The sequence below is a fragment of the Variovorax trehalosi genome, assembly GCF_051216415.1.
Lineage (GTDB): Bacteria > Pseudomonadota > Gammaproteobacteria > Burkholderiales > Burkholderiaceae_C > Variovorax.
In genome coordinates, this window is sequence record NZ_JBPJZG010000006.1 from 491012 (window position 1) to 515542 (window position 24531).

Here is a 24531-nt window from a genome sequence, read left to right on the forward strand (position 1 = left end):
CTGAAGGCCAAATCCTTCGAAATACCGGGTCTTTTCGCGCTTCCGCGCGCGCAAGGACAAGCCGCCGGCCATTGCGGCCGGCAGCAGGGGCCTCAAGACGAGGCGCTCACGTTGACGGGGGGTGACACAACCGCTGCGAGCGGTTGGCGGGGGCTACTGGCGCGCCGTGCGAATGTTCACCGGCAGCGCCTGCGGCCAGCTCGTGCGGAACGGATTGATGTCGAGCCCGCCGCGCCGCGTGTAGCGCGCATACACCGCCAGTTTGGTCGGTTTGCAGCGGCTCCAGATGTCCGTGAACATCCGCTCCGCGCACGGCTCGTGGAATTCGTTGTGGTTGCGAAAGCTCACGATGTACGCAAGCAGCCCGGCCTGGTCGATGGGCGGGCCGCTGTAGCGAATCTGCACGCTGCCCCAGTCGGGCTGGCCTGTGACGAGGCAGTTGCTTTTCAGCAGCCGGCTGGTGAGGGTTTCGTTCACATGCACCTGCGTGGTGTCGCTCGACAGAAGCTCGGGTGCAGGCTGGTAGTGCGTGCACTCGATGTCGAGCCGGTCGAGATCGAGGCCGTCGATCTCGTGCACCGGCTCGCGGTCAAACAGGTCGGGCGTGAGCAGCTTCACGCCGATGCCGGCCGACTGGTCGCTGCCGCGCCAGGCGGCTTCGGCCAGGTCGGTGCGCAGGTGCTCGCGCACGGCATCGATGCTCGCGAAGGTGCTGTTGTTGAAGCTGTTGAGGTACAGCTTGAACGACTTGCTCTCGATGATGTTGGGCGTTTCGCAGGGGATGGTGAAGTGCGCGATGGCCAGTTGCGGCTTGCCGCGCGGATTGAGCCAGCTCACCTCGAAGGCGGTCCAGAGATCTGCGCCGAAGAAGGGCAGCGCATCGCTTCGGATGCCCATGGCTTCGCGCTGCGTGGCACGGGCGATGGGGAAGAGCAGCGACGGGTCGTACCTGTCGGCGTAGGCCGAGGCGCGGCCGAGCTGCGATTGCTCGGGGGTGTTGGGATTGTCCGGGTGGTTGTCGAGGCTCATGGCGTCTTGTCCTTGGCATCCGCGGCCGCATCGGCGGCATGGGCGAACGGGGCGATGTGGTTGGCGAGGATGGTGCAGACCTCGGGCGGCAGGTCATGGCCCATGCCGGGCACGGAGATGAATGTCGAACCCGGGATGCGCGCAGCCGAATCCTTGCCGCAGGCGATGGGCACGAGCGCATCGGCTTCGCCGTGCAGCACCAGCGTCGGGCGCTGGATGCGCGCCAGCACCTGGGGGCGGTCGTCGTCGGCGCCGATGGCGAGCATCTGCCGCATCAGCCCGGCCGGGTGGTAGGCGCGGCGCATGCTGAAGGTCAGGCGCTCGGCCAGTTCCGCGTCGGTCTGCGGATAGGCCGGGCTCTGGATCAGCCGCAGCAGCTTGATGCTGTGCGCCACGAGTTCGGCTTCGCCCTTGCCCAACGGGCGGCGCATGAGCATCGCGGCCACCTCGCGGCGCGGGCCCGGCAGGCCGCGCGCGCCGCTCGAACTCATGATGCTCACGAGGCTGGCGGTGCGCTCGGGCGCGGTAGCGGCCAGGCGCTGGGCGATCATGCCGCCCATCGAGGCGCCGACGATGTGCGCCTTGGCAATGCCCAGCGCGTCGAGCACGCCGATCGAGTCGTGCGTCATGTCCTGCAGCGTGTACGCCGAGCGCACCTTCAGGCCGAGCCGATGGCGAATGGTTTCCCACACGATGTTGCCGACGCCCGCATGGTCGAAGCCCTGGCTCAGGCCGATGTCGCGGTTGTCGTGGCGCACCACGCGAAAGCCCTTGTCGACCAGCTGCTGCACGAAGGCAGTCGGCCATGCGACCAGCTGCATGCCCAGGCCCATGATGAGCAGGATGACGGGACGCCCTTCGCCTCCGGTGTCGTCGACTTCGATCTGCAGCCCGTTGGCGGTGACTTTCATCGGTTCCTTGTCATTTGAATTCGCGCTCTCGCAGCCACTTGGTGGCGACCCACTTCTCGCCTGCGAGCACCGGCGCGCCGCCGTGCAGCGTGCGGGTGACGGGGTCGGGTCGGTCGTAGCTGAAGAAGACGCCGGTACCGCGCACGGGCGCCACTTCGAGTCCCACGTCGGGGAAGGTGGTGGCGCCGCCCTGCTCCGGTTCCTGCAGGTACATCACGAGCGTGGCCACGCGCTGGCCGCCACGTTTCAGGATGGTGGGCGTGCCGGGCTCGTTCGGATCGAAGTAGTCATAGTGCGGGCGGTATTGCGCGCCGGGTGCGTAGCGCAGGATCTGCAGGCCTTCGCCGTATTCGAGCGGCCAGCGCAGCAGCATGGCCAGGCGCTGCTCGAGCCGCGCGACGATCTCGTTCTCGCCGCGCTCGAAGAACATGCCGTCGCTGGTGCGATCGACGTTGAGCACTTCACCGCCGGTGCGCGTTTCCACGGTGAGCGAGCGCGCGAGCCGCACGCGCGCCGCGGCGATCAGCCCCTCGCATTCCTCGCTCGACAGCAGGTTGCCGAAGACGATGACGCGCGGATGCCGCATCGTCTGCAGCACCTGGATGCGGCGGTCGCCGGCATCCAAGTAGAGCGGCGCGCCGTCCAGGTCGGGGCCAGGCATCTCGGTGCGCACCGGCGCCAGCGCCACCTCGACATTGGGGAAGCCGGCCTCCAGTTGGGCCAGCGCCACGTCGGTGGCCGCATCGTGCCAGCCGGCCGCGCGCATCGAGAGGCGCAGCGCAGGCACCGAATGACCGGCCGCCAGCTGGGCCACCAGCCATTCGCGCAACTCCGGACTGATCGGTTGGGACATCAGACTTTTCTCCTGAACACCAGCCTTTCGGCTGTCGACACACTCGCGTCGAAACCATAACCCTCGAGATCGAACTTTTCCAGCGCCTTGGGCGTGGCCGCCTTGTGCAGCACGGCCCAGCGCGCGAGCAGGCCGCGGGCGCGCTTGGCGAAGAAGCTCACGATCTTGTACTTGTCGCCCTTCCACTCCTGGAACACGCATTCGACCACGCGCGCCTTGAGCACCTTCTGGTCGACCGACTTGAAGTATTCCTGCGAGGCCACGTTGACGACGACCGGCGTGCGGTCGGCCGCGAGGCGCTCGTTCAGGTGCTCGGCGATGCGCGAGCCCCAGAAGGCGTACAGGTCCTTGCCGTGGCGGTTGGCCAGTTGCGTGCCCATTTCGAGCCGGTAGGGCTGCAGGCGGTCGAGCGGGCGCAGGAGGCCATAGAGGCCGCTCAGGATGCAGACGTGGTCTTGCGCCCAGGCCAGTTGCGCGGGCGTGAAGCTTCGGGCGTCGAGGCCGCCGTAGACGTCGCCGTCGAAGGCGAAGGCGGCCTGGCGGGCGTTCTTCGCGGTGCTTTTGGAGGACCAGGCCTCGTAGCGCGCCGCGTTGAGGGCGGAGAGCTTGTCCGACAGATGCATGAGCTCGGAAATCTCGAGGGGCGACTTCTCGCGCAGGATCTTGATCAGCTCGGTCGAGGGGCCGCGAGGGGCTTCGAAATGGGGTTGGGTGGCGGGGACTTCAGGAGAAACCGGAGTGTCGTAGTCGAGTGACTTTGCAGGGGAAAGCAGGAAGAGCATCCCGGAATTATGAGTGGCGCCTGTGTCACCGAGTCGCCCCGGTAAAATCGTGGGCTGTCCCACCTGTCCCCACGCGGCGCCCCCGAAGGCGCCGTTCTGCACTTCCCATGAGCGAACCCATCACCCCTCCCGCCCAACCTGGACTGGACAGCCTGTCCAAATCGTTCGAACCCGCCGCCATCGAGGCGCACTGGGGCCCCGAATGGGAGAAGCGCGGCTACGCCAAGGCGGGCTTCCGCGGCACGCAGCAGCCCAAGGAGGGTGCCGAGTCGTTCGCGATCCAGCTGCCGCCCCCGAACGTGACCGGCACGTTGCACATGGGCCATGCGTTCAACCACACGATCATGGACAGCCTCGCGCGCTACCACCGCATGAAGGGCGACAACACGCTGTGGCTGCCGGGCACCGACCATGCCGGCATCGCCACGCAGATCGTGGTGGAGCGCCAGCTGCAGGAGCAGAAGGTCAGCCGCCATGACCTGGGTCGCAAGAACTTCGTGGCGCGCGTGTGGGAGTGGAAAGAGAAGTCGGGCAACACCATCACTCAGCAGATGCGGCGCCTCGGCGACACGGTGGACTGGAGCCGCGAGTACTTCACGATGGACGACGACCTCTCGGCGGTCGTGACGCAGACCTTCGTGAAGCTGTACGAGGAAGGCCTCATCTACCGCGGCAAGCGCCTGGGCAACTGGGACCCGGTGCTCAAGACCTCGGTGAGCGACCTCGAGGTCGAGAGCGAAGAGGAAGACGGCTCGCTCTGGCACATCGCCTACCCACTCGAAGATGGCAGCGGCACGCTGACCGTGGCCACCACCCGGCCCGAAACCATGCTCGGCGACACGGCCGTGATGGTCCATCCGGAGGACGAGCGCTACAAGCACCTGATCGGCCAGCGCGTGAAGCTGCCGCTGGTGGACAAGCTGATCCCGATCATCGCGGACGACTACGTCGACAAGGCATTCGGCACCGGCGTGGTCAAGGTCACGCCGGCCCACGACTACAACGACTATGCCGTCGGCCAGCGCCACAAGCTCGAGATGATCGGCGTGCTCGCGCTCGACGCGACCATCAACGACAACGCGCCCGAGAAGTACCGCGGCATGGACCGCTTCGTGGCGCGCAAGGCCATCGTGGCCGACCTCGACGCGCTGGGCCTGCTCATCGAGGTGAAGAAGCACAAGCTGATGGTGCCGCGCTGCGCGCGCTCGGGCGCCATCGTCGAGCCGATGCTCACCGACCAGTGGTACGTGGCGATGACGCGCCCCGGCGCCGACGGGCAATCGATCGCGCAGAAGGCCATCGACGTGGTGAAGTCGGGCGAGGTGCGTTTCGTGCCCGAGAGCTGGGTCAACACCTACAACCACTGGATGGAGAACATCCAGGACTGGACGATTTCGCGGCAGCTCTGGTGGGGCCACCAGATTCCGGCCTGGTATGACGAGGAAGGCAACGTGTACGTCGCCGAGAACGAGGCCGATGCACAGGCCAGGGCGCCGGGAAAGAAGCTCACGCGCGACGAGGACGTGCTCGACACCTGGTACTCGGCGGCGCTGGTGCCCTTCTCTTCGCTCGGCTGGCCCGACAAGACGCAGGACCTCGACCTGTACCTGCCCTCGCAGGTGCTCGTGACGGGCTACGACATCATCTTCTTCTGGGTCGCCCGGATGATCATGATGACCAAGCACTTCACCGGCAAGGTGCCGTTCAAGGACGTGTACATCCACGGCGTGGTGCGCGATGCCCAGGGCAAGAAGATGAGCAAGTCCGAAGGCAACGTGCTCGACCCGGTCGACCTGATCGACGGCATCCAGTTGCCCGAGCTGCTCGACAAGCGCACGCAGGGCCTTCGCAAGCCCGAGACGGCGCCCGCGGTGCGCAAGAACACGCAGAAGGAATTTCCGGAGGGCATTCCGGCCTTCGGCGCCGATGCCTTGCGCTTCACGTTCGCATCGCTCGCATCGCTCGGCCGCAGCATCAACTTCGACTCGAAGCGCTGCGAGGGCTATCGCAACTTCTGCAACAAGCTGTGGAACGCCACGCGCTTCGTGCTGATGAACTGCGAAGGCCAGGACTGCGGCCTGATGGAGCACACGAAGGAAGAGTGCAAGGTCGGGGGCCCGGCCCACGGCTACCTGAAGTTCAGCCGCGCGGACTACTGGATCGTCTCGCAACTGCAGCGCGTGGAGGCCGAAGTGGCCAAGGGCTTCGAGGAGTACCGGCTCGACAACGTGTCCAGCGCGATCTATCAGTTCGCATGGGACGAGTTCTGCGACTGGTACCTGGAAATTGCGAAGGTGCAGATTCAGACTGGCGACGATTCGCAGAAGCGCGCCACGCGCCGCACCCTGATCCGCACGCTCGAGACGCTGCTGCGCCTGGCGCATCCTGTCATTCCGTTCATCACCGAAGAGCTGTGGCAGAAGGTGTCGAAGGTGGCGGGTCGCGAGGGCGAGTCGATCATGATCGCCGCGTATCCGAAGAGCCAGCCCGAGAAGATCGACGAGGCGGCCGAGGCGCACGTGGCGCGGCTGAAGGCGCTGGTGGATGCATGCCGCACGCTGCGTGGCGAGATGAACGTGTCGCCCGCCACGCGCCTGCCGCTCTACGCGGTGGCCGACGATGCCCAAGGCGCGGCGTTCCTGCGCGAATCGGCCCCGGTGCTGCAGGCGCTCGCCAAGCTCAAGGAAGTGAAGGTCTTCGACGACGAAGCCTCGTGGCAGGCGGCGGCCGAAGCGGCGCCCGTGGCGGTGGTGGGCGCGGCGCGCCTGTGCCTGCACATGGAAATCGACAAGGCCGCCGAGAAGCTTCGCATCGGCAAGGAGATCGCGCGCATCGAAGGCGAGATTGCCAAGGTGCACGCCAAACTCGGTAACGAAGCGTTCGTCGCGAAGGCCCCGCCAGCGGTGATCGAGCAAGAACGTAAACGTCTGACTGACTTTAGCGCCATGTTGGAGCGACTTCGCGACCAACTTGTACGCCTAGGCTGACAGACGCAGGGCATCGAAGGCGTTTAGGATTCCAGATGCGGCTTCTTGCCGTCCCGCATCCGGAATTTCCCTCCCCTTTCAGAAAGACGCTGAACTGCCCATGTCCACTTCCTCGACACGCATCCGCAAGGCCGTATTTCCTGTTGCAGGCTTCGGCACCCGCTTTCTGCCGGCCACCAAGGCACAGCCCAAGGAAATGCTGCCGGTGGTCGACAAGCCGCTGATCCAGTACGCCGTCGAAGAAGCCTATGCCGCAGGCATCCGCGACATGATCTTCGTGACCGGCCGCAACAAGCGCGCCATCGAAGACCACTACGACACCGCCTACGAACTCGAAAGCCAACTCGAGGCCGCCGGCAAGGATGCGCTGCTGAAGATCGCGCGTTCGGTGTCGCCCGACGACATGACCTGCTCGTACGTGCGCCAGCCGCGCATGCTGGGCCTGGGCCATGCCGTGCTATGCGCCGAGCACCTGGTCGGCAATGAGCCCTTTGCCGTGCTGCTGGCCGATGACCTGATGGTCGGCCCCGAGGGCGGCGAGCCGGTACTCGCACAGATGACGGCCGCGTTCGCGCGCCTGGGCGGCTCGCTGCTGGCCGTGCAGGAAGTGCCGCTCGCGCACGTCAAGCGCTACGGCATCGTGGCCGGCGACTCCATCGAGGAAGGCCTTGTGAAGGTCAACCGCATGGTCGAGAAGCCCAAGCCCGAAGACGCGCCCTCGCGCCTGGGCGTGGCAGGCCGTTACATCCTCACGCCGGGCGTGTTCGACGAGATCCGCAACCAGCCCAAGGGCGCGGGTGGCGAGATCCAGCTGACCGACGGCATCGCGGCGCTGATGAAGAAGGAATCGGTCTACGCGTACGCCTACAAGGGCATCCGCTACGACTGCGGCAGCAAGGAAGGCTTCCTCCAGGCCACCGTGGAACTGGCGCTCGCGCACCCCGAAGTGGGCGACGAATTCCGCGAATACCTCAAGAGCCTGAAGCTCTGAGGCGCACACACCGGAAAGCACGAAAGAAAAAGGGGCCGCGAGGCCCCTTTCTTTTTGCGGCGCTGGCTAGCGCCGCTTCAGCACGTGGATGAAGTCGGTGCCGATCGTCTGCTGCTCCATGAGCTCGTTGCCGGTCTGGCGCGCGAAGGCCTGGAAGTCGCGCACCGAGCCGGGGTCGGTCGACACCACCTTGAGCAGTTGCCCGCTTGCCATGTCGTTGAGCGACTTCTTCGCCTTGAGGATGGGCAGCGGGCAGTTCAGGCCGCGCGTGTCGATTTCGCGGTCAACTTCCATGCTTGGGCTCCTCGGGCGGCAATTGCAGCCCACGGCGGCGCTCCTCGTTCTCGGCTGCGCTGAAGAACACGGGTTCATGGCCGCGCGTGCGCAGCCAGTCGGCCAGCGCATAGCCGGTGCCCGCGGGCCAGCACTTCAGGTCCGGCAGATCGTAGAGGCGGTAATCCACCAGTTCGGGCGAGAGCTTCACCTCGCCGTCGGCTACCACGTGGTAGGCGATGATGATCTGGTTCATGCGCTGGAAATCGTAGGCTCCCACGAGCTTCGTCGCGCTCACGTCGAGGTTCGTTTCTTCCTTCACCTCGCGCGCGATGCCTTCCTCGGGCGTCTCGCCGGCCTCCATGAAGCCGGTGATCAGCGCGAACATCTTGCCGGGCCAGGCCGCGTTGCGCGCCAGCAGCACCTGGCCGCGGTATTCGACGATGGCCGCGAGCACCGGCGTGGGATTGTTCCAGTGCGTGTGGCCGCAGTTCGGGCAGCGCAGGCGCTCCTTGGGACCGCCGTCTTCCATCAACGCGATCCATTCCAGCGGCGTGGCACAGACCTGGCAAAACTTGGGGTGGGGCATGGGGCGGCTCTTTTTATGACTTGCAGCGCCCGTTGGTCGGGGCTGCAGCGGGGTCGGTTGATTTATGCGGGGAACACGCCGGTCGAGAGATAGCGATCACCTCGATCGCACACCACGAACACGATGGTGGCGTTCTCGACCTTCTTGGCGACTTCGAGTGCCGCCCACAACGCGCCGGCCGCCGAGATGCCGCCGAAGATGCCCTCCTCGCGCGCGAGGCGCCGGCACATTTCCTCGGCGTCGTCCTGGCTCACGCTGATTTCTTCGTCGACCCGGCTCGGGTCGTAGATCTTCGGCAGGTACTCGGTGGGCCACTTGCGGATGCCCGGAATGCGCGAGCCTTCGGCCGGCTGCGCGCCGATGATGCGCACCGCGGGGTTCTTTTCCTTCAGGAAGCGCGAGACGCCGGTGATGGTGCCGGTGGTGCCCATGGCACTCACAAAGTGCGTGATCTTGCCCTTGGTGTCGGCCCAGATCTCGGGGCCCGTGGTCTCGTAGTGGATGCGCGGGTTGTCGGGGTTGGCGAACTGGTCGAGCACCCGGCCCTTGCCCTGGGCGACCATCTGCTCGGCGAGGTCTCGGGCGTATTCCATGCCGCCGCTCTTGGGCGTGAGCACGAGCTCGGCACCGAAGGCCTTCATGGTCTGGGCGCGTTCGACGGAGAGGTCCTCCGGCATGATCAGCACCATGCGGTAGCCCTTGATGGCTGCAGCCATCGCGAGCGCGATGCCGGTGTTGCCCGAGGTGGCTTCGATCAGCGTGTCGCCGGGCTTGATTTCGCCGCGCTCCTCGGCGCGCTTGATCATCGAGAGCGCCGGCCGGTCCTTGACCGAACCCGCGGGATTGTTGCCTTCGAGCTTGCCGAGGATCACGTTGCCGCGCTTGGCATTTTCGGCTGCATCGATGCGTTGCAGGGCGACCAGGGGGGTCTTGCCAATGGCGTCTTCGATCGTCGGATAATTCATGGCAGCCACTGTGCCATAATTTTGGGCTTCGTTCAGAACCCTGCCCGGGTGGTGAAATTGGTAGACGCAGGGGACTCAAAATCCCCCACCGAAAGGTGTGCCGGTTCGATTCCGGCCCCGGGCACCATCGATTCCTTGCTGTCGCCATGGGAAAAGGGCTTCCTCGTACCTCCTCTGGAGGCACACTGAACGGCATGCGAAATCGCTCGCGCCGCACCGTGCGCACCCTCTCCCCTCTTCTCTGCCTGGCCCTGGCCCTCGGCGCCAGTTCTGCTGCCGCCGCACCCGATTGCACCGTCGCCCTCTGGGGCGATTCGATCCTCTACGGCGGATTCGGCGCCTCGACAACGAACCGCATCAAGGAACCGCCGGCCGCCGCACTCCAGCGCGTTCGCCCCGCCTGGACGATTGCCGACTACAGCTCACCGGGCGACAGCGCCCACAAGCGCCTGCCGTCCTTCGTGCTGCAACCGATGCCGGCACGCGTCGTGGTGCTGCAATACGGCATCAACGATGCCGGCAACGGCTACCAGTACGAACCGGCCCTGCGCGGGATGGTCGACTACGTCCAGGCGGCCGGCAAGACACCGATCGTCACCGGCCTCTCGCAAGTGAAGGCCGACCGCATGCCGCAGCGGGACGGCTACGACGCCACGGCACGTCGCGTGGCCCAGGAAGAAGGTGTGCTGTTTGCCGATTGGGGCGGCGTACGCTTCGACCCCGCTGACATGGTGGACGACATCCATCCCCGACAACCGTACAGCACGCGCCTCGTGGAGCGGCTCGTGCTGGCCCTCGACCAGGTCGCGCCCGAGTGCGCGCCGCCCGCCAAACAGGGCTAGCCGATCGCCTCGGTCGCGGTGACGAAGCGCATCGCGTCCGGCATCTCGGCACGAAGAAAGACCAGTTCCGCCGGCCGCTGGCTGGCCGCGCGCACCGGTTGCGGCGGCAGCGCCTCCGAGATCCAGCCCCGCGCCTCCATTGCGCCAGCGGCACCAGCGTGCGCAGACCGCGCGCCGCCGCCTTGCGCACGGCGCTGCCGATGTTGAACGGCGTCACATGCGCCGCTGTTTCGTAGGCGGCCGCCAGCGCCCTGGCATCGAAGGTCAGCAGCACCTGCGGCCGGTTGCCCAACGCAGCCCGGTGCCGTTCCACGCGATCGGGGTCTAGCCAGAAGAACACGCAACTGTTGAGCAGCTCATACCAGTCGGACGGCGCCAGGCCCGGGTCGAGGCAACGCGCGAGCGCCTGCGGCGGCATCGGCCGTTGGTCGCGGATGTAGCAGCCGTCGGGCAGGGTCACGCCCTGGGAACGATGGCCGCGCACGGCCGCCTCGACCTCGGTGCCGAATGCGCCGCGGCGCAGCAGTTCGTCGGTACTGCACAGCCCTTGCGCCTGCACGGCCGCCCAGTTGGCCCGATCAACGAAATGGAAGGCCTCCGCGGGCAGGCTGGGCATGGCGTGGGTCGTCAGGCCTCGGCGCGCAGACCGGTGTGCACGGTCGGGTGCGCCAGCCGCACGCGCAATTCGCGCTTGAGCCGCGTGTTGTCGAGCCGGCGCGATTCGCCCATGAAGCTCAGCAACTGCAGCGGCAGTTGGCGCTCGGCCTCCTCGCGCGGCACGCGCGGCGGACGTGGCATGCCGTAGAGATCGGCCGCGAGATCGACGTAGTCGCCCATGCGCAGCTCGGTGTCGTCCGAGGCATGGACGATGCGCTGCGGCCGGCCGCGGAACAGCGACGCGATGCAGGCGCGCGCCAGGTCGTCGGCATGGATGTGACTGGTGTAGACGTCGTCCTCCTGCCGCAGCACCGGCGTGCCGCGCTGCAGGCGCGCACGGGGCGTGCCGTTCTCGCGGTCCGGCGCGTAGATGCCCGGAATGCGCAGGATGCTCGCGCGCACCCCGGCGCTGCGGCCGAGCCAGCGCACGGCGCGCTCGGCGTCCACGCGGCGGTGGGAGCGCGGCGTGTCAGGCCGCACGGCGCGCGTTTCGCTCACGCGGGCACCGCCGCAATCGCCGTACACGCCGCTGGTCGAGCCGTAGACGAGGGCCAGAGGCACCGAGCGCAGCCTCAATGCGCGCGCCAGGGCCGTGGTGCGCTGGTCGCGCCACCAAGCGGCGCCGCCATCGCGCGCGGGCGGCGCGAGGTGCAGCACCCGCGTCGCGATGCCCGCCAGCCGGCGCAGCGTAGCCGGCTCGTCCAGGTTGCCCACCAGCGGGCGGATCCCGGCCTCGCGCAGTGCGGCGACCCGCTCGGCCGAGGACGTGAGCGCCACCAGCTGCATGCGGCCGCGCAGGTCGCGCGCCACCCGCTGGCCGACGTCGCCGCAACCGACGATCAGGAGGCGCTCGCGCCGGAACCGCGCCGGCAGCGCGCCGGAGGGGCTATTGATTGAAGGCAAAATCCTGTTCCCTTTCCGTTTCAGACCCAGGCTGAAAAACAAGCCGAAGAATACAGATGACTGCTGCACCGCCGCACGAAGCCGGCTTTTCCATCACCGTCGAACCCAGCGGGCGCCATTTCGTGGTTCACGGCGACGAAACCATCCTGGCAGCCGGCATCCGTCAAGGCATCGGCCTGCCCTACGGCTGCAAGGACGGCGCCTGCGGCTCCTGCAAGTGCAAGAAGCTCTCGGGCGAGGTCACCCTCGGCCCCCACCAGAGCAAGGCCCTGAGCGCCGAGGAGCAGCTTGCTGGCTACGTGCTGACCTGCTGCGCCCATGCCACGAGCGACGTGGTGCTCGAGTCGCGCCAGGTCACCGAGGCCGGGGCGCTGCCGATCCGCAAGATGCCGGTCCGGGTGCTGGCCCTCACACGGCAATCGCACGACGTGATGATGCTGCGCCTGCAGCTGCCGGCCGGCGAGCCGCTGCAGTTCCATGCGGGCCAGTACGTGGAATTCATATTGCGCGACGGCGCGCGCCGCAGCTACTCGATGGCCAACGCGCCGCACACGCTGAGCCAGCCGGGAACGGGCATCGAGCTGCACCTGCGGCACTTGCCGGGCGGCAAGTTCACCGACCATGTGTTCGGCGTCATGAAGGAAAAGGAAATCCTGCGCATCGAAGGCCCCTTCGGCAGCTTCTTCCTGCGCGAGGACTCCGACAAGCCGATGATCCTCCTGGCCTCGGGCACGGGTTTCGCGCCGATCAAGGCGCTGCTGGAGCACATGAAGTTCTTGGGGCTAGAGCGGCCCGCCACGCTCTACTGGGGCGGCCGCCGCCCGGAAGACCTGTACATGGACGAGTGGGTGCGCGGCCAATTGGCAGAGATGCCGAACCTGCGCTACGAGCCCGTGATCTCCAACGCCACGCCCGACGACAACTGGACCGGCCGCACCGGATTCGTCCACCAGGCGGTGCTGGAAGACTTCGCAGACCTGTCGGGCCACCAGGTCTATGCCTGCGGCGCGCCCATCGTGGTCGACTCGGCCAAGCGCGACTACGTGGCGCTGGCGGGCCTGCCCGAAGAAGAATTCTTTGCCGACGCGTTCACCACCGAGGCCGACAAGGCCATGCCCTGATTTGCGATTTCCCACCTGCAGACGACAAAAAAATGAAAACGAGACGCCTCCTCCTCGCCCTGCTCGCAGGCGCCGCAACCCTCGGCGCGGGCCACGCCACGGCCCAGCAGCAGCGCCCCATCCGCCTCGTCGTGCCCTACGCCGCGGGCGGCCCCATCGACGTCACCGCGCGCATGCTGGCCGAGCGCGTCAAGGACACCCTCGGCACAGTCATCGTCGACAACAAGCCCGGTGCGGGTGGCAACATCGGTGCCGACATCGTGGCCAAGGCGCCGCCGGACGGCCTCACGATCGGCATTGCGGCCACGGCCACCAATGCGGTCAACCCGTGGCTCTACAGCAAGATCCCGTTCAACGCCGCGACCGATTTCGTGCCGATCACGCAGATGGTCCGCGTGCCCAACGTGCTGGTGATGAACGCCGAGACGGCCAAGCGCCTGAATATCAATTCGGTGGCCGACCTGATCCGCTATGCCAAGGCCAACCCCGCCAAGCTCAACTACGGCAGCGGCGGCAACGGCAGTGCCGGGCACCTGGCCGGCGAGCTCTTCAAGAAGGAAGCGGGCATCTTCGCGCTGCACATTCCGTACAACGGCGGCAACCCGGCGCAGCTGGCGCTGATCTCGGGGCAGGTCGATTTCAACTTCGACAACCTCGCGACCGCGGCGCCGAACATCCGCTCGGGCAAGCTGAAGGCGATTGCGGTGACGACGCTGGAGCGCAGCGCCTCGCTGCCCGAAGTGCCTACAGTGGCAAACACGCTCAAGGGCTTTTCGATCGACACCTGGTGGGGACTGGTCGCGCCGGCCGGCACGCCGCACGACGTGGTCGTGAAGCTCAATCAGGCCTTCGTCGCCGCGCTGAATGCGCCGGAAACGAAGACCCGCTTCGCATCGCTGCTGGCCGAGCCCGTAGGCAATTCGCCGGAACAGTTCGGCGCTTTCATGAAGACCGAACTCGCGAAGTACGAGAAGGTGGTCAAGGCCACCGGCGCAAAGGTCGACTGAAGGCGGCCGCCGCCGGGCCGCCCCAAGGCGGGCCGCGCCTCCCCTCGGGGGGTGGCGAATTACACGCAGCGAAGCGGAGTGAAAAGCCGGGGGCCGTCATTTACTCGCCGAGGTACGCGGCGCGAACCCGCGGGTCGCGCAGCAGTTCCTTGGCGTCGCCGTCCATCGTGATGAGCCCCGACTCCATCACGTAGCCACGGTCGGCCAGTTGCAGCGCGCGGTTGGCGTTCTGCTCCACCAGCAGGATCGTGACGCCCTGCGCGGCCACGGTCTGCACCACCTCGAAGATCTTGTCGCACATGATTGGCGACAGACCCATGGTGGGTTCATCGAGCAGCAGCACCTTGGGGCGCGCCATCAGCGCGCGGCCCATGGCGAGCATCTGCTGTTCGCCGCCCGACATCGTGCCGGCCAGTTGGTCCTTGCGTTCGCGAAGGCGCGGGAAGGTGACGAACACGCGCTCCATGTCGCTCGCGATGCCGGCCTTGTCGGTGCGGATGTAGGCGCCGATCTGCAGGTTCTCGGTGATCGTCATGCGGGTGAAGACGCCGCGGCCTTCGGGCACCATCACGAGGCCTTCGCCCACGAGGTCCCAGGCGCCGCGGCCCTTGATGCTGCGGCCCAGGAACTCGATGTTGCCCGCGCCCGCCGGCAGCGTGCCGGTGATGGCCTTCATGGTGGTGGTCTTGCCGGCACCGTTGGAGCCGATCAGCGAGACCAGTTCGCCCTCGCGCACCTCGAAATCCACGCCCTTGACGGCCTGGATGCCGCCGTAGCCGACCTTCAGGCCGCTGACCTTGAGCAGCGTCTTGCCGGCCGCCTTGGCCTGCACCGCGGTGGCGCGGGTTTCTTCTTCGCTCGTCATCGTTGCTGTGCTCATTTCAGTGGCCCCCCGTTCCGAGGTAAGCCTCGATCACTTTTTCGTTCTTCTGCACGTCGGCCGGCGTGCCTTCGGCAATCTGCTTGCCGTAATCCAGCACGGTGACGCGGTCGCACAGGCCCATGATGAGCTTGACGTCGTGTTCGATGATCAGGATGGTGCGGTCATCGCGGCGGATGCGGTCGATCAGCTCGCGCAGCAGCACCTTCTCGGTCGAGTTCATGCCGGCGGCGGGCTCGTCGAGCGCGATGAGCTGCGGGTCGGTGGCCAGCGCACGGGCGATCTCGAGACGGCGCTGGTCGCCGTAGCTCAGCGTGCGCGCCTTGTAGTCGGCGAACTTGCCGATGCCCACGTAGTCGAGCAGCTCGTGCGCACGGTCGGCAATGGCTTTTTCCTCGGCCTTGAAGCTGCCGGTGCGCAGCATCGCGCCGAACACGCCCGAATGGGTGCGGATGTGGCGGCCGACCATCACGTTCTCCAGCGCCGTCATTTCGGCGAAGAGGCGGATGTTCTGGAAGGTGCGTGCAATGCCGGCCTTGGCCACTTCGTGCACGGCCGTCGGCTGATAGGGCTTGCCCGCCAGCTCGAAGGTGCCGCTGTCGGGCGTGTAGAGCCCGGTGATCACGTTGAAGAAGGTGGTCTTGCCGGCACCGTTCGGGCCGATCAGGCCATAGACCTGGCCACGCTTGATGGTGATGCCGACGTCGGAAAGCGCCTGCAGGCCGCCGAAGCGCTTGGAGATACCGCGAACGTCGAGGATGGTGTCTGTGGTTGTCGTCATGTCAGTTTCTCCTCGGCTCACGGATTGATCGACATGGGACGCTCGGCACCACCGGGCAATTCGTCGGCGGGCGTATCGATGCCGGGCGCATGGGTCTGCAACGAACCGGGCGCAACGGCGGCATGGGTCGGGTCGACGGGCACGCCGCCCTTCTTGGTCAGCGTCTTGCCGTGCTCAGGCGACGGCCATAGGCCGCGCGGGCGCACCAGCATGATGACGATCATCGCGAGCGCGATGAAGAGCTGGCGCAGGATGGACGCATCGAGGCGGCCGTCGGTCAGCGATTGCAGCGGGCCGGCCACATAGCGCAGCACTTCGGGCAATGCAGCCAGCAGCACCGCGCCGAGGATGACGCCGGGCAGGTGCCCGATGCCGCCCAGCACCACCATGGCCACGATCATCACCGACTCCATCAGGCTGAAGGACTCGGGCGACACGAAGCCCTGGAAGGCCGCGAACATCGCGCCCGAGACGCCACCGAAGCTCGCGCCCATGCCGAAGGCCAGGAGCTTCATGTTGCGGGTGTTGATGCCCATCGCCTTGGCGGCGATCTCGTCTTCGCGAATCGCCATCCAGGCGCGGCCGATGCGCGAGACCTGCAGGCGGTGCGAAATGATGATGGTGGCGATCACGAGCGCCAGGAACAGGTAGTAGTACAGCGACACCGAGGAGATGGTGAAGCCGTCGAACTTCCAGGCCTTGCCGAGGTCCAGGCCCCAGAACTTGATCGAGTCGATCGCTGTGATGCCCTTGGGACCGTTGGTGATGTTCACCGGCTGGTCCAGGTTGTTCAGGAACACACGGATGATTTCGCCGAAGCCAAGCGTGACGATCGCCAGGTAGTCGCCGCGCAGCTTGAGCGTGGGCGCGCCGAGCAGCACGCCGAGCACGCCGGCCACCACGAGCGCGAGCGGTATCACGATGAGCAGCGAGGTGTGCAGCCCGTTCGGGAACATCTGCGCGAACCACGGGAAGGTCTCGGTCAGGTGCGAGGAGCCCATGAGCGCGAAGAGGTAGGCCCCCACCGCGAAGAAGGCGACGTAGCCCAGGTCGAGCAGGCCGGCATAGCCGACCACGATGTTCAGGCCCAGGGCCAGCAGCACGTAGAGCAAGGCGATGTCGGCGATGCGCACCCAGGCGTTGCCCTGCATCTGCAGCAGCAGGGGCAGCGCGAGCACCGCGATGGCGCCGATGACGTAGAGAGCGAGGTTTTTGCTGTTCTTCATGATGCGTCGCTCCTCAGGCACGGTCCGCCACGCGTTCGCCGAGCAGGCCCGACGGTCGCAGGGTGAGCATGACGATCAGCACGATGAACGCGAAGATGTCGCTGTAGTTGCTGCCCAGCACGCCACCCGTGAGGGTGCCGATGTAGCCGGAGCCGATGGCCTCGATGAGGCCCAGCAGGATGCCGCCGACCACTGCGCCGGCCAGGTTGCCGATGCCGCCGAAGACGGCTGCGGTGAAGGCCTTCAGGCCGGGCAGGAAGCCCATCGCGTGCTGCGCGATGCCGTAGTTCGACGCGTACATCACACCGGCGATGGCCGCGAGCACGGCACCGATGATGAAGGTGGCCGAGATGACCATGTCGGGGCGGATGCCCATGAGCGCGGCGACGCGCGGGTTCTCCGCGGTGGCGCGCATGGCGCGCCCGAGCTTGGTGTAGTTGACCAGCCACATCAGCACCACGAGCGAGAACGCCGTGACACTGAGGATCATGACCTGCGTAGGCGAGATGACAGCGCCACCCAGGTGGATGGGGTCGGTCGGCAGCAGGTTGGGGTAAGCCTTGTTGGTCGGCTTCCAGATGATCATGGCCAGCGTCTGCAGCAGGATCGACATGCCGATGGCCGTGATGAGCGGCGCAAGCTTGGGGCTGTTGCGCAGCGGCCGGTAGGCCACCTTCTCGATCACGAAATTGAGCGTGGCCGCGACGATGCAGGCAATGATCAATGCGATGAGAAGGATCAGCCAGCCCGGCGTGTTGGGCATGCCGTCCTTCATGAGGCCGATGATGGTCCAGCTTGTGAGAGCCCCCACCATCAGCACTTCTCCGTGCGCGAAATTGATGAGGTTGATGATGCCGTACACCATGGTGTAGCCCAAGGCTATCAAGGCATACATGCTGCCCAGGACCAGACCGTTGATGATCTGCTGCAGCAATATTTCCATAACGCGATTCCCTATGTGTTGCACCGTTGCGGGGTGCCATTCACCCACCGTGGCACCGGTTTGGCGCCCTTGGCTGGACAAGCAAAAAACCAGCCAGCATGTGTCGCAGGCGGATTTGTGGGCGGGATTGTAAGCACGCACCAGCGCTGATTTGGTGCGCAGCGACCGGGGTTTACCCGCTCACGCCATGCTGTATGGGCGTAAGTTCATGCGCGGCGTGGCAGAGCGGCTGCCAGAGGGTGTCAGCCGTCTTTTTCGGCGTTCAAGCGGCGCAGTTCACGCAGCTTTTCGCCGATTCGGATCTCCAGACCGCGCTCCACGGGCTCGTAGAAGACCTGGCCTTCCAAGCCCTCGGGAAGGTAGTTTTCGCCGGCGGCAAAACCGCCTTCCTCGTCGTGCGCATAGCGGTAGCCCTTGCCGTAGTCGAGCTCCTTCATGAGCTTGGTGGGCGCATTGCGCAGGTGCATGGGCACCGGGCGCGTGCTGTCCTTCTTGATGAGGGCACGCACGGCGTTGTAGGCCTTGTAGACCGCGTTCGACTTGGGCGCGATCGCGAGGTACACGACGCATTCGGCCAGCGCGAGCTCGCCCTCGGGCGTGCCCAGGCGTTCGTAGACCTCCGCCGCATCGAGCGCCAGGCGCAGCGCGCGGGGGTCGGCCAGTCCGATGTCCTCGCTGGCCATGCGCACCAGGCGCCGGGCCATGTAGCGCGGATCGGCACCGCCGTCGAGCATGCGCACGAACCAGTAGAGCGCGGCATCGGGATCGCTGCCGCGCACCGACTTGTGCAGCGCGCTGATGGTGTCGTAGAACTGCTCGCCGCCCTTGTCGTAGCGCCGCATGCGCTCGCCGAGCACGCGCAGCAGCCATTCGTCGCCGATGTTTTCCAGCTTCTCGGCGCGGGCCGCGACGGCGAGCGTCTCGAGCGTGTTGAGCAGGCGGCGCGCGTCACCGTCGGCATAGGCCACGAGACGGGCGATGGCCGCCTCGTCGATGGCCGGGACCGCCTGAATCGATTGCGCCTTGGCGACGATCTGCTTGAGATCGCTCTCTGTGAGCGGCTGCAGCACGTACACCGCAGCCCGCGAGAGCAAGGCCGAGTTGACCTCGAACGAAGGGTTCTCGGTGGTCGCGCCGATGAAGGTGAAAAGCCCCGACTCCACATGCGGCAGGAACGCGTCCTGCTGGCTCTTGTTGAAGCGGTGCACCTCGTCGACGAAGACGATGGTGCGCTGCTGCTCCAGGCCGTCCCGCGCGGCCGTGGCGCGCTCGACCGCCTCGCGGATGTCCTTCACGCCGCCCAGGACCGCACTGATGCTCAGGAACTGTGCATCGAAGGCATCGGCCATCAGACGCGCGATGGTGGTCTTGCCGGTGCCCGGCGGCCCCCAGAGGATGCAGGAATGCGGCTGGCCCGATTCGAAGGCGATGCGCAACGACATGCCCGGGCCGAGCAGGTGCTGCTGGCCGATCACTTCGCCTAGCGTCTTCGGGCGAAGACGCTCGGCAAGGGGTTGGTGGGAACTGGTGGCCAAACCTTGTGGCGACTACTGCTTGACGACGTCGGCGCCGGCAGGCGCCTTGAAGTCGAACACGCTGGCCGAGAGCGAAGGATTCACTTCGACCTTGCTGAACTTGAGCACCGAGCGCTGGCCGAAGCTGTCGAGGATTTCAAGCACCGCGAGGGCCTCGCCCTGGAAACCGACCAGCACGCTTTGCAACTGGCCGTCCTTGTTCTTGGGGGTGGCCTTGACCCATTCCAGGCCGTCGCGTTCGGGCGCGGCTTCGAGCGCGAAATCGGCCTGCAGCGCACGCAGGTCGGGCGCCGCGGCGATCAGCGCCGCCGGGGTGGAGCCCAACGCCTGCGCCTGGGCTCGCTGCGTGACCTGGTTCAGGTCGGCGTCGTAGAGCCACAGCGTCTTGCCGTCGGCCACGATGCTCTGGGCAAAAGGCTTGCGGTAGTCGAACTTGAATTTGCCGGGGCGCTGGAATTCGAAGGTGCCAGTCGATGTCTTGACCCGGCCGGGCTGGCCTTCGCGCGAGGGCGCGGTCACGGTCTGGGTGAATTCGGCACGGCCGGATTTGACCGTCTTCACGAAGGTCTCGAGGCTTTCAAGGCCTCCAGCCCAGGCATTGGCGGAGCAGAGAAGACCAATCAGTAACCAATGGCGGATTTTCAATTTGGATTCCTCGAAAAAGCTCGGAAAAGCTATTGCACAGGGCATCGACCCTAACCGCCGCGAATTGCGGCAGGTGTAGGTCTTCATGAAGATTTGCAATGCCCGCGAGCGCTTCTGCAAATTGCCTTTCAGCACGTAACCGGAATTGCGAGCCGCTGCCGCGCCAATCAATTATTCGGTACGCGCAGGCACCAGGATTTCGCGCTGGCCGCTGCCGCTCATGGCACTGACCAGGCCCGCCTTTTCCATGTCTTCGACAAGGCGCGCGGCGCGGTTGTAGCCGATCTTCAAATGGCGCTGCACCAGCGAGATGCTGGCCTTGCGGTTCTTGAGCACGACCTCGACCGCCTGGTCGTACATCGGGTCCTTCTCGGCATCGCCGCCGCCGAGCAGGTCGCCGTCACCGTCGCCATCGACCGTGCCGCCTTCGAGCACGCCCTCGATGTAGTCGGGCTCGCCCTGGCTCTTGAGGTAGGCCACCACGCGGTGCACTTCCTCGTCGCTCACGAAGGCGCCGTGCACGCGGATCGGCAGGCCGCTGCCGCTGGCCATGTAGAGCATATCGCCCATGCCCAGCAGCGCCTCGGCGCCCATCTGGTCGAGGATGGTGCGGCTGTCGATCTTGGAGCCCACCGAGAACGCGATGCGCGTGGGGATGTTGGCCTTGATGAGGCCGGTGATCACGTCGACGCTGGGGCGCTGCGTGGCCAGGATGAGGTGGATGCCGGCGGCGCGCGCCTTCTGCGCGAGGCGGGCGATCAACTCTTCGATCTTCTTGCCCACCACCATCATCAGGTCGGCCAGCTCGTCGATGATCACCACGATGTGCGGCTCGCGCTTGAGCGGCTCCGGATCGTCCGGCGTGAGGCTGAAGGGGTTGTAGATGAACTCCTCGCGCGCCTTGGCTTCGTCGATCTTGGTGTTGTAGCCGGCCAGGTTGCGCACGCCCAGCTTGCTCATGAGCTTGTAGCGGCGCTCCATCTCGGCCACGCACCAGTTCAGGCCGTGCGCGGCCTGGCGCATGTCGGTGACCACGGGGGCCAGCAGGTGCGGAATGCCTTCGTAGACCGACATTTCGAGCATCTTCGGGTCGATCATCAACAAGCGGACGTCCCGTGCCTCGGCCTTGTAGAGCAGCGACAGGATCATCGCGTTGATACCGACCGACTTGCCCGAGCCGGTGGTGCCGGCCACCAGCACGTGCGGCATCTTCGCGAGGTCGGCCACCACGGGGTTGCCGATGATGTCCTTGCCCAGGCCCATGGTGAGCATGGACTTGCCTTCGTTGTAGATCTGCGAGCCCAGGATTTCGCTGAGCTTGATCGACTGGCGCTTGGCGTTCGGCAACTCGAGCGCCATGTAGTTCTTGCCAGGAATGGTTTCGACCACGCGGATCGACACCAGCGAGAGCGAACGTGCGAGGTCCTTGGCAAGGCCCAGGATCTGCGAGCCCTTGACGCCGGTGGCGGGCTCGATTTCGTAGCGCGTGATCACCGGGCCCGGCGAGGCGAGCACCACGCGCACTTCGACGCCGAAGTCCTTGAGTTTCTTCTCGATCATGCGCGAGGTCATCTCGAGCGTGTCGGCGGAGACGGTTTCCTGGCGCGCCAGCGCCGCATCGAGCAGGTCGACCTGCGGCAGCTTGCTGTCGGGAAGTTCCTTGAAGAGGGGCTTTTGACGCTCCTTGACAACGCGATCGCTTCGGGGCACCTCGGTCATCGCGGGTTCGATCTGCACCGGTGGCGACGGTGGGCGGCGCTTGGGGCGCGGCTCGATGAGGATTTCCTCGTCCTCGGGGAAATCGGTCGTCATGGCGGGCTCGCCGCCCTTGCTGCCCGAATCGCCGCGCGTGAACGCAGGCTCGTCGGCCTCGGCGCGCTCGCGGGCAGCCTGCTTGCCCATGGCGATATCGGCGGCCATTTCGCGTTTCTCGCGGCGCGACTCGAAGAGCGAATAGGCCCGGGCACCGATGCGCTCGGCAATCAGGCTCCACGAGAAACGGAAGACCAGCGCCGAGCCGATCACGCCGCCGGCGATGGCGACCAGCGCCGAGCCGGTGAAGCCCATCCAGCGCACGCTGGCCGGCCCCACGAGATAACCGAGCGCACCGCCACCCGAACCCGGCAGGTGTGATTCGAGCCGGTACAGGCGCGACCATTCGAGCATGGTGCTCGCGCACAACAGCAGGATCAGGCCGAACCAGAACGCGAGGCGGCTGCGATTGAAGCGACCGCGAGGGGGCTGCTCGGCCGGTGCGGCCTCGCCGCCGCGCAACCAGCTGGCCAGAGAAGACAGCCAGGCCCGCAGGCCCGCTGCGAGGCACCACCAGACGGAATAGCCGGCCGCGTAGTAGCTGCCATCAGCCAGCCAGGCGCCGATGCGGCCGCCCCAGTTCTTGATTTCGCCCCCGGTGCCCGAGGTCGACCAGGCGGCGTCGGAGGGCGTGAAGCTCAGCATCGCGAGCAACCAGAACAACAGCGCTGCGAATCCGGCGATCAGCGTGATCTCGTGGGCGAAGCGCATGGCGCGCACGCGCACGGGTTGCCCATCGGCGGCGGAAGAAGATTGAAGCGTATTGAGCGAATAGGTCATGAAAACACGGCACCCGGCCCTGGAAATCGGGGGCCGGACGCCCGAACACTACAACAAAAGGCCGGCGCCACCAGAAGCGACCGGCCCGAACGCTCAGGTGAGCGTCAGGAGCCGTTCCTTGACGATCATCGAGCCATCGTCCAGGGTCTGAACGAAACCGCGCTCTTCCAGATCCTTCATTACGCGGCTCACCATTTCGCGCGAGGCACCGACCATCTTGGCCAGGTCCTGGCGGGAGATCTTGTCGCGCACCTTGAGGTTGCCAGCGCCGTCGTCGACGGCGAATTCGAGCAGCGAGCGGGCCACGCGACCGTAGACGTCCATCAGCGCCAGGGACTCGATCTTCCGGTCGGCATGGCGCAGGCGCTGCACCAGGCCGCGCATGATGTTGTAGGCCATCGAGGAGTTCTCGGGCAGGCAGCGCGCAAACGCATCGCGGCCGAGCATGAGGACGTCGCACTGGATCTCGGTGCGCACCGTGGCCGAATGCGGCTCGTCGTCGATCAGGCTCATTTCGCCGAGGTAGTCGCCGGGGTGCAGTGTGGCCAGGATGACCTCGCGGCCTCGGCTGTCGGCACTGGTCACCCGGGCTCTCCCGGTCAGGATGATGTAGAGCGCATCGGACTTCTTGCCCTGCTCCACGACAACTTCGGCGCGCTTGAAGCGCTTCTTGATGATCGCATCCGCGATGCTTGCGGACTGCGTGGCCGTCAACGACGCGAACAAAGGAACGCGCCGAAGCAATTCAAGGTTGGACAGCATCGACATTTATCAATCCCTGAGACAGCGCACGGAGTTGGTCCAGAAGGCAAGCCAATGGATTACTACAATCGCGCGCATTGAAAACACCGTGCACCCGGTGTTGAACCGGGCGGTGATACTCCATATATATCGCTACCACCCTGAAAATGTACACGCTGACGCAGCGTATATCCTAGGTTTTCTATTCATGTCTGCTCCCCAACACGCCAAGGTTTTGATTCTCGGCTCCGGCCCCGCCGGCTATACCGCGGCCGTCTACGCGGCCCGCGCAAACCTGCAGCCTTTGCTCATCACGGGCATCGCCCAGGGCGGCCAGTTGATGACCACCACCGAGGTCGACAACTGGCCCGCCGATGTGCATGGCGTGCAGGGGCCGGAACTCATGCAGCGTTTTCTCGAACACGCCGAGCGCTTCAAGACGCAGATCGTTTTCGACCATATCAACAAGGTCGACCTGAGCAAGCGCCCGTTCATACTGACCGGCGACAGCGGCACCTATACCTGCGATTCGCTGATCATCGCGACGGGGGCATCTGCCAAGTACCTGGGCCTGGATTCGGAACAGAAGTTCATGGGCCGCGGCGTCTCCGCCTGCGCGACCTGCGACGGCTTCTTCTATCGTGAGCAGGAAGTCTGCGTGATCGGCGGCGGCAACACGGCCGTCGAGGAAGCGCTGTACCTCGCCAACATCGCGAACAAGGTCACGCTGGTGCATCGCCGCGACAAGTTCCGCGCCGAGCCGATCCTGATCGACAAGGTCAAGGAGAAGGTTGCCGAAGGCAAGATCGTGCTGAAGCTGCACAACGAACTCGACGAGGTGCTGGGAGACGGCACGGGCGTGACCGGCATCCGCATCAAGAACACGCAGACCGGAGAGACCGAGCAGATCGATCTCAAGGGTTGCTTCATCGCCATCGGACACCACCCCAACACCGACATCTTCCAGGGCCAGCTGGAAATGAAGGACAACTACATCCTGACGCGCTCGGGTCTGCAGGGCTTCGCCACGATGACCAGCATTCCGGGCGTCTTCGCCGCCGGCGATGTGCAGGACAACGTGTACCGCCAGGCCATCACGAGCGCCGGCACGGGCTGCATGGCTGCCCTGGACGCACAGCGCTTCCTGGAGCAGGACGGCACGCTCTAATCCGGCTGCGGCCCGAAAGGGCTATAATCCGAGGCTTTGCCGAAACAGGGCCCTCTCACGAGCGTTTCTGATGTTCAGGCAAAGCCGGGGTACCGCCACCCGTTTTCTGG

Annotated in this window: 23 protein-coding genes, 1 tRNA gene and 1 pseudogene; 7 read left to right on the forward strand and 18 right to left on the reverse strand. The window is 66.0% G+C overall.

Features of this window, described 5'->3' with window-relative positions; translation table 11 throughout:
* Positions 1-153: 153 nt before the first annotated feature.
* From queF to yaaA, 4 genes are read right to left on the reverse strand one after another with little or no spacing between them, the layout of a single operon-like run.
* Positions 154-1029, reverse strand: coding sequence for an NADPH-dependent 7-cyano-7-deazaguanine reductase QueF (gene queF, locus ACSFA7_RS24120; RefSeq protein WP_435501697.1), 876 nt, complete (start codon positions 1027-1029; stop codon positions 154-156).
* Entirely contained in the window at positions 1026-1940 is a 915-nt protein-coding gene (locus ACSFA7_RS24125) for an alpha/beta fold hydrolase (RefSeq protein WP_435501698.1), read from the reverse strand. The genes queF and ACSFA7_RS24125 overlap by 4 nt, the downstream gene beginning before the upstream one ends.
* A gap of 10 nt (positions 1941-1950) precedes the next feature.
* Positions 1951-2793 (reverse strand): 2OG-Fe(II) oxygenase, encoded by an 843-nt coding sequence (locus ACSFA7_RS24130; protein ID WP_435501699.1) that lies wholly within the window; start codon positions 2791-2793, stop codon positions 1951-1953.
* Positions 2793-3575, reverse strand: coding sequence for a peroxide stress protein YaaA (gene yaaA, locus ACSFA7_RS24135; protein WP_435501700.1), 783 nt, complete (start codon positions 3573-3575; stop codon positions 2793-2795). The genes ACSFA7_RS24130 and yaaA overlap by 1 nt, the downstream gene beginning before the upstream one ends.
* A 107-nt stretch (positions 3576-3682) precedes the next feature.
* Between yaaA and ACSFA7_RS24140 the strand changes: the two genes are divergently transcribed.
* Positions 3683-6562: a valine--tRNA ligase gene (locus ACSFA7_RS24140; RefSeq protein ID WP_435501701.1), complete on the forward strand. Its 2880-nt coding sequence runs from the start codon at positions 3683-3685 to the stop codon at positions 6560-6562.
* Between the two features lie 100 nt (positions 6563-6662).
* Positions 6663-7553, forward strand: a complete 891-nt coding sequence (gene galU, locus ACSFA7_RS24145) for a UTP--glucose-1-phosphate uridylyltransferase GalU (RefSeq protein WP_435501702.1) — start codon at positions 6663-6665, stop codon at positions 7551-7553.
* Positions 7554-7619: 66 nt separating this feature from the next.
* Here the strand turns inward: galU and ACSFA7_RS24150 are convergent, their stop codons facing one another.
* The 3 genes from ACSFA7_RS24150 to cysM form a co-directional block, all read right to left on the reverse strand.
* A complete protein-coding gene (locus ACSFA7_RS24150; RefSeq protein ID WP_176660517.1) occupies positions 7620-7847 on the reverse strand; it encodes a sulfurtransferase TusA family protein in 228 nt (75 codons plus the stop codon).
* On the reverse strand, positions 7837-8415 hold the full coding sequence (locus ACSFA7_RS24155; protein ID WP_435501703.1) for an NUDIX domain-containing protein: 579 nt from the start codon (positions 8413-8415) through the stop codon (positions 7837-7839). Before ACSFA7_RS24155 ends, ACSFA7_RS24150 begins: the two co-directional genes overlap by 11 nt.
* 62 nt (positions 8416-8477) lie before the next feature.
* Positions 8478-9380 (reverse strand): cysteine synthase CysM, encoded by a 903-nt coding sequence (cysM, locus tag ACSFA7_RS24160; protein WP_306879986.1) that lies wholly within the window; start codon positions 9378-9380, stop codon positions 8478-8480.
* Positions 9381-9422: 42 nt separating this feature from the next.
* Here cysM and ACSFA7_RS24165 point away from each other — a divergent pair.
* Positions 9423-9507, forward strand: a tRNA-Leu gene (locus ACSFA7_RS24165).
* Between the two features lie 67 nt (positions 9508-9574).
* On the forward strand, positions 9575-10222 hold the full coding sequence (locus ACSFA7_RS24170) for an SGNH/GDSL hydrolase family protein (RefSeq protein WP_435501704.1): 648 nt from the start codon (positions 9575-9577) through the stop codon (positions 10220-10222).
* Here the strand turns inward: ACSFA7_RS24170 and ACSFA7_RS24175 are convergent.
* From ACSFA7_RS24175 to ACSFA7_RS24185, 3 genes and pseudogenes are all read right to left on the reverse strand, one after another.
* Entirely contained in the window at positions 10219-10362 is a 144-nt protein-coding gene (locus ACSFA7_RS24175) for a hypothetical protein (RefSeq protein ID WP_435501808.1), read from the reverse strand. The genes ACSFA7_RS24170 and ACSFA7_RS24175 overlap by 4 nt on opposite strands.
* Positions 10363-10382: 20 nt before the next feature.
* Positions 10383-10838, reverse strand: a pseudogene (locus ACSFA7_RS24180) (DUF7002 family protein); the annotation flags it as partial.
* An 11-nt stretch (positions 10839-10849) separates the two neighbouring features.
* Positions 10850-11782 (reverse strand): SDR family oxidoreductase, encoded by a 933-nt coding sequence (locus ACSFA7_RS24185; protein WP_435501705.1) that lies wholly within the window; start codon positions 11780-11782, stop codon positions 10850-10852.
* 56 nt (positions 11783-11838) lie between these two features.
* Here ACSFA7_RS24185 and ACSFA7_RS24190 point away from each other — a divergent pair, with 56 nt between their 5' ends.
* Together ACSFA7_RS24190 and ACSFA7_RS24195 are read left to right on the forward strand one after the other, a co-directional pair.
* On the forward strand, positions 11839-12903 hold the full coding sequence (locus tag ACSFA7_RS24190) for a CDP-6-deoxy-delta-3,4-glucoseen reductase (RefSeq protein WP_435501706.1): 1065 nt from the start codon (positions 11839-11841) through the stop codon (positions 12901-12903).
* A 32-nt stretch (positions 12904-12935) separates the two neighbouring features.
* Positions 12936-13910 (forward strand): Bug family tripartite tricarboxylate transporter substrate binding protein, encoded by a 975-nt coding sequence (locus ACSFA7_RS24195; protein WP_435501707.1) that lies wholly within the window; start codon positions 12936-12938, stop codon positions 13908-13910.
* Positions 13911-14010: 100 nt separating this feature from the next.
* Here ACSFA7_RS24195 and ACSFA7_RS24200 read toward each other — a convergent pair whose 3' ends face one another.
* From ACSFA7_RS24200 to ACSFA7_RS24235, 8 genes are all read right to left on the reverse strand, one after another.
* Positions 14011-14775: an ABC transporter ATP-binding protein gene (locus tag ACSFA7_RS24200; RefSeq protein ID WP_435501708.1), complete on the reverse strand. Its 765-nt coding sequence runs from the start codon at positions 14773-14775 to the stop codon at positions 14011-14013.
* Positions 14776-14791: 16 nt separating this feature from the next.
* Positions 14792-15571, reverse strand: a complete 780-nt coding sequence (locus ACSFA7_RS24205; protein WP_257863504.1) for an ABC transporter ATP-binding protein — start codon at positions 15569-15571, stop codon at positions 14792-14794.
* 17 nt (positions 15572-15588) lie between these two features.
* Positions 15589-16797, reverse strand: a complete 1209-nt coding sequence (locus tag ACSFA7_RS24210; protein ID WP_435501709.1) for a branched-chain amino acid ABC transporter permease — start codon at positions 16795-16797, stop codon at positions 15589-15591.
* A 13-nt stretch (positions 16798-16810) separates the two neighbouring features.
* On the reverse strand, positions 16811-17740 hold the full coding sequence (locus ACSFA7_RS24215) for a branched-chain amino acid ABC transporter permease (protein ID WP_435501710.1): 930 nt from the start codon (positions 17738-17740) through the stop codon (positions 16811-16813).
* A gap of 242 nt (positions 17741-17982) precedes the next feature.
* Entirely contained in the window at positions 17983-19275 is a 1293-nt protein-coding gene (locus tag ACSFA7_RS24220) for a replication-associated recombination protein A (protein WP_435501711.1), read from the reverse strand.
* A 12-nt stretch (positions 19276-19287) separates the two neighbouring features.
* Positions 19288-19920 (reverse strand): outer membrane lipoprotein periplasmic chaperone LolA, encoded by a 633-nt coding sequence (gene lolA / locus ACSFA7_RS24225; RefSeq protein ID WP_435501712.1) that lies wholly within the window; start codon positions 19918-19920, stop codon positions 19288-19290.
* Positions 19921-20091: 171 nt separating this feature from the next.
* The gene (locus ACSFA7_RS24230; RefSeq protein ID WP_435501713.1) at positions 20092-22512 is read right to left on the reverse strand and encodes a DNA translocase FtsK; all 2421 of its coding nucleotides are present in this window, start codon (positions 22510-22512) and stop codon (positions 20092-20094) included.
* Between the two features lie 93 nt (positions 22513-22605).
* A complete protein-coding gene (locus tag ACSFA7_RS24235; RefSeq protein WP_042580841.1) occupies positions 22606-23280 on the reverse strand; it encodes a Crp/Fnr family transcriptional regulator in 675 nt (224 codons plus the stop codon).
* 181 nt (positions 23281-23461) lie between these two features.
* Between ACSFA7_RS24235 and trxB the strand changes: the two genes are divergently transcribed.
* The gene (trxB, locus tag ACSFA7_RS24240; protein WP_435501714.1) at positions 23462-24421 is read left to right on the forward strand and encodes a thioredoxin-disulfide reductase; all 960 of its coding nucleotides are present in this window, start codon (positions 23462-23464) and stop codon (positions 24419-24421) included.
* Positions 24422-24531 lie beyond the last annotated feature (110 nt).

Excerpts from the sequence above, each read along its gene's own strand:
- ACSFA7_RS24195 (WP_435501707.1), top strand. The coding sequence starts at position 12,936 with ATGAAAACGAGACGCCTCCTCCTCGCCCTGCTCGCAGGCGCCGCAACC.
- ACSFA7_RS24175 (WP_435501808.1), bottom strand. The coding sequence starts at position 10,362 with ATGGAGGCGCGGGGCTGGATCTCGGAGGCGCTGCCGCCGCAACCGGTG.
- ACSFA7_RS24230 (WP_435501713.1), bottom strand. The coding sequence starts at position 22,512 with ATGACCTATTCGCTCAATACGCTTCAATCTTCTTCCGCCGCCGATGGG.
- ACSFA7_RS24215 (WP_435501710.1), bottom strand. The coding sequence starts at position 17,740 with ATGGAAATATTGCTGCAGCAGATCATCAACGGTCTGGTCCTGGGCAGC.
- ACSFA7_RS24140 (WP_435501701.1), top strand. The coding sequence starts at position 3,683 with ATGAGCGAACCCATCACCCCTCCCGCCCAACCTGGACTGGACAGCCTG.
- ACSFA7_RS24190 (WP_435501706.1), top strand. The coding sequence starts at position 11,839 with ATGACTGCTGCACCGCCGCACGAAGCCGGCTTTTCCATCACCGTCGAA.
- ACSFA7_RS24125 (WP_435501698.1), bottom strand. The coding sequence starts at position 1,940 with ATGAAAGTCACCGCCAACGGGCTGCAGATCGAAGTCGACGACACCGGA.
- yaaA (WP_435501700.1), bottom strand. The coding sequence starts at position 3,575 with ATGCTCTTCCTGCTTTCCCCTGCAAAGTCACTCGACTACGACACTCCG.
- ACSFA7_RS24155 (WP_435501703.1), bottom strand. The coding sequence starts at position 8,415 with ATGCCCCACCCCAAGTTTTGCCAGGTCTGTGCCACGCCGCTGGAATGG.
- ACSFA7_RS24170 (WP_435501704.1), top strand. The coding sequence starts at position 9,575 with ATGCGAAATCGCTCGCGCCGCACCGTGCGCACCCTCTCCCCTCTTCTC.
- galU (WP_435501702.1), top strand. The coding sequence starts at position 6,663 with ATGTCCACTTCCTCGACACGCATCCGCAAGGCCGTATTTCCTGTTGCA.
- ACSFA7_RS24150 (WP_176660517.1), bottom strand. The coding sequence starts at position 7,847 with ATGGAAGTTGACCGCGAAATCGACACGCGCGGCCTGAACTGCCCGCTG.
- ACSFA7_RS24130 (WP_435501699.1), bottom strand. The coding sequence starts at position 2,793 with ATGTCCCAACCGATCAGTCCGGAGTTGCGCGAATGGCTGGTGGCCCAG.
- queF (WP_435501697.1), bottom strand. The coding sequence starts at position 1,029 with ATGAGCCTCGACAACCACCCGGACAATCCCAACACCCCCGAGCAATCG.
- trxB (WP_435501714.1), top strand. The coding sequence starts at position 23,462 with ATGTCTGCTCCCCAACACGCCAAGGTTTTGATTCTCGGCTCCGGCCCC.
- ACSFA7_RS24205 (WP_257863504.1), bottom strand. The coding sequence starts at position 15,571 with ATGACGACAACCACAGACACCATCCTCGACGTTCGCGGTATCTCCAAG.
- ACSFA7_RS24235 (WP_042580841.1), bottom strand. The coding sequence starts at position 23,280 with ATGTCGATGCTGTCCAACCTTGAATTGCTTCGGCGCGTTCCTTTGTTC.
- ACSFA7_RS24210 (WP_435501709.1), bottom strand. The coding sequence starts at position 16,797 with ATGAAGAACAGCAAAAACCTCGCTCTCTACGTCATCGGCGCCATCGCG.
- ACSFA7_RS24200 (WP_435501708.1), bottom strand. The coding sequence starts at position 14,775 with ATGACGAGCGAAGAAGAAACCCGCGCCACCGCGGTGCAGGCCAAGGCG.
- cysM (WP_306879986.1), bottom strand. The coding sequence starts at position 9,380 with ATGAATTATCCGACGATCGAAGACGCCATTGGCAAGACCCCCCTGGTC.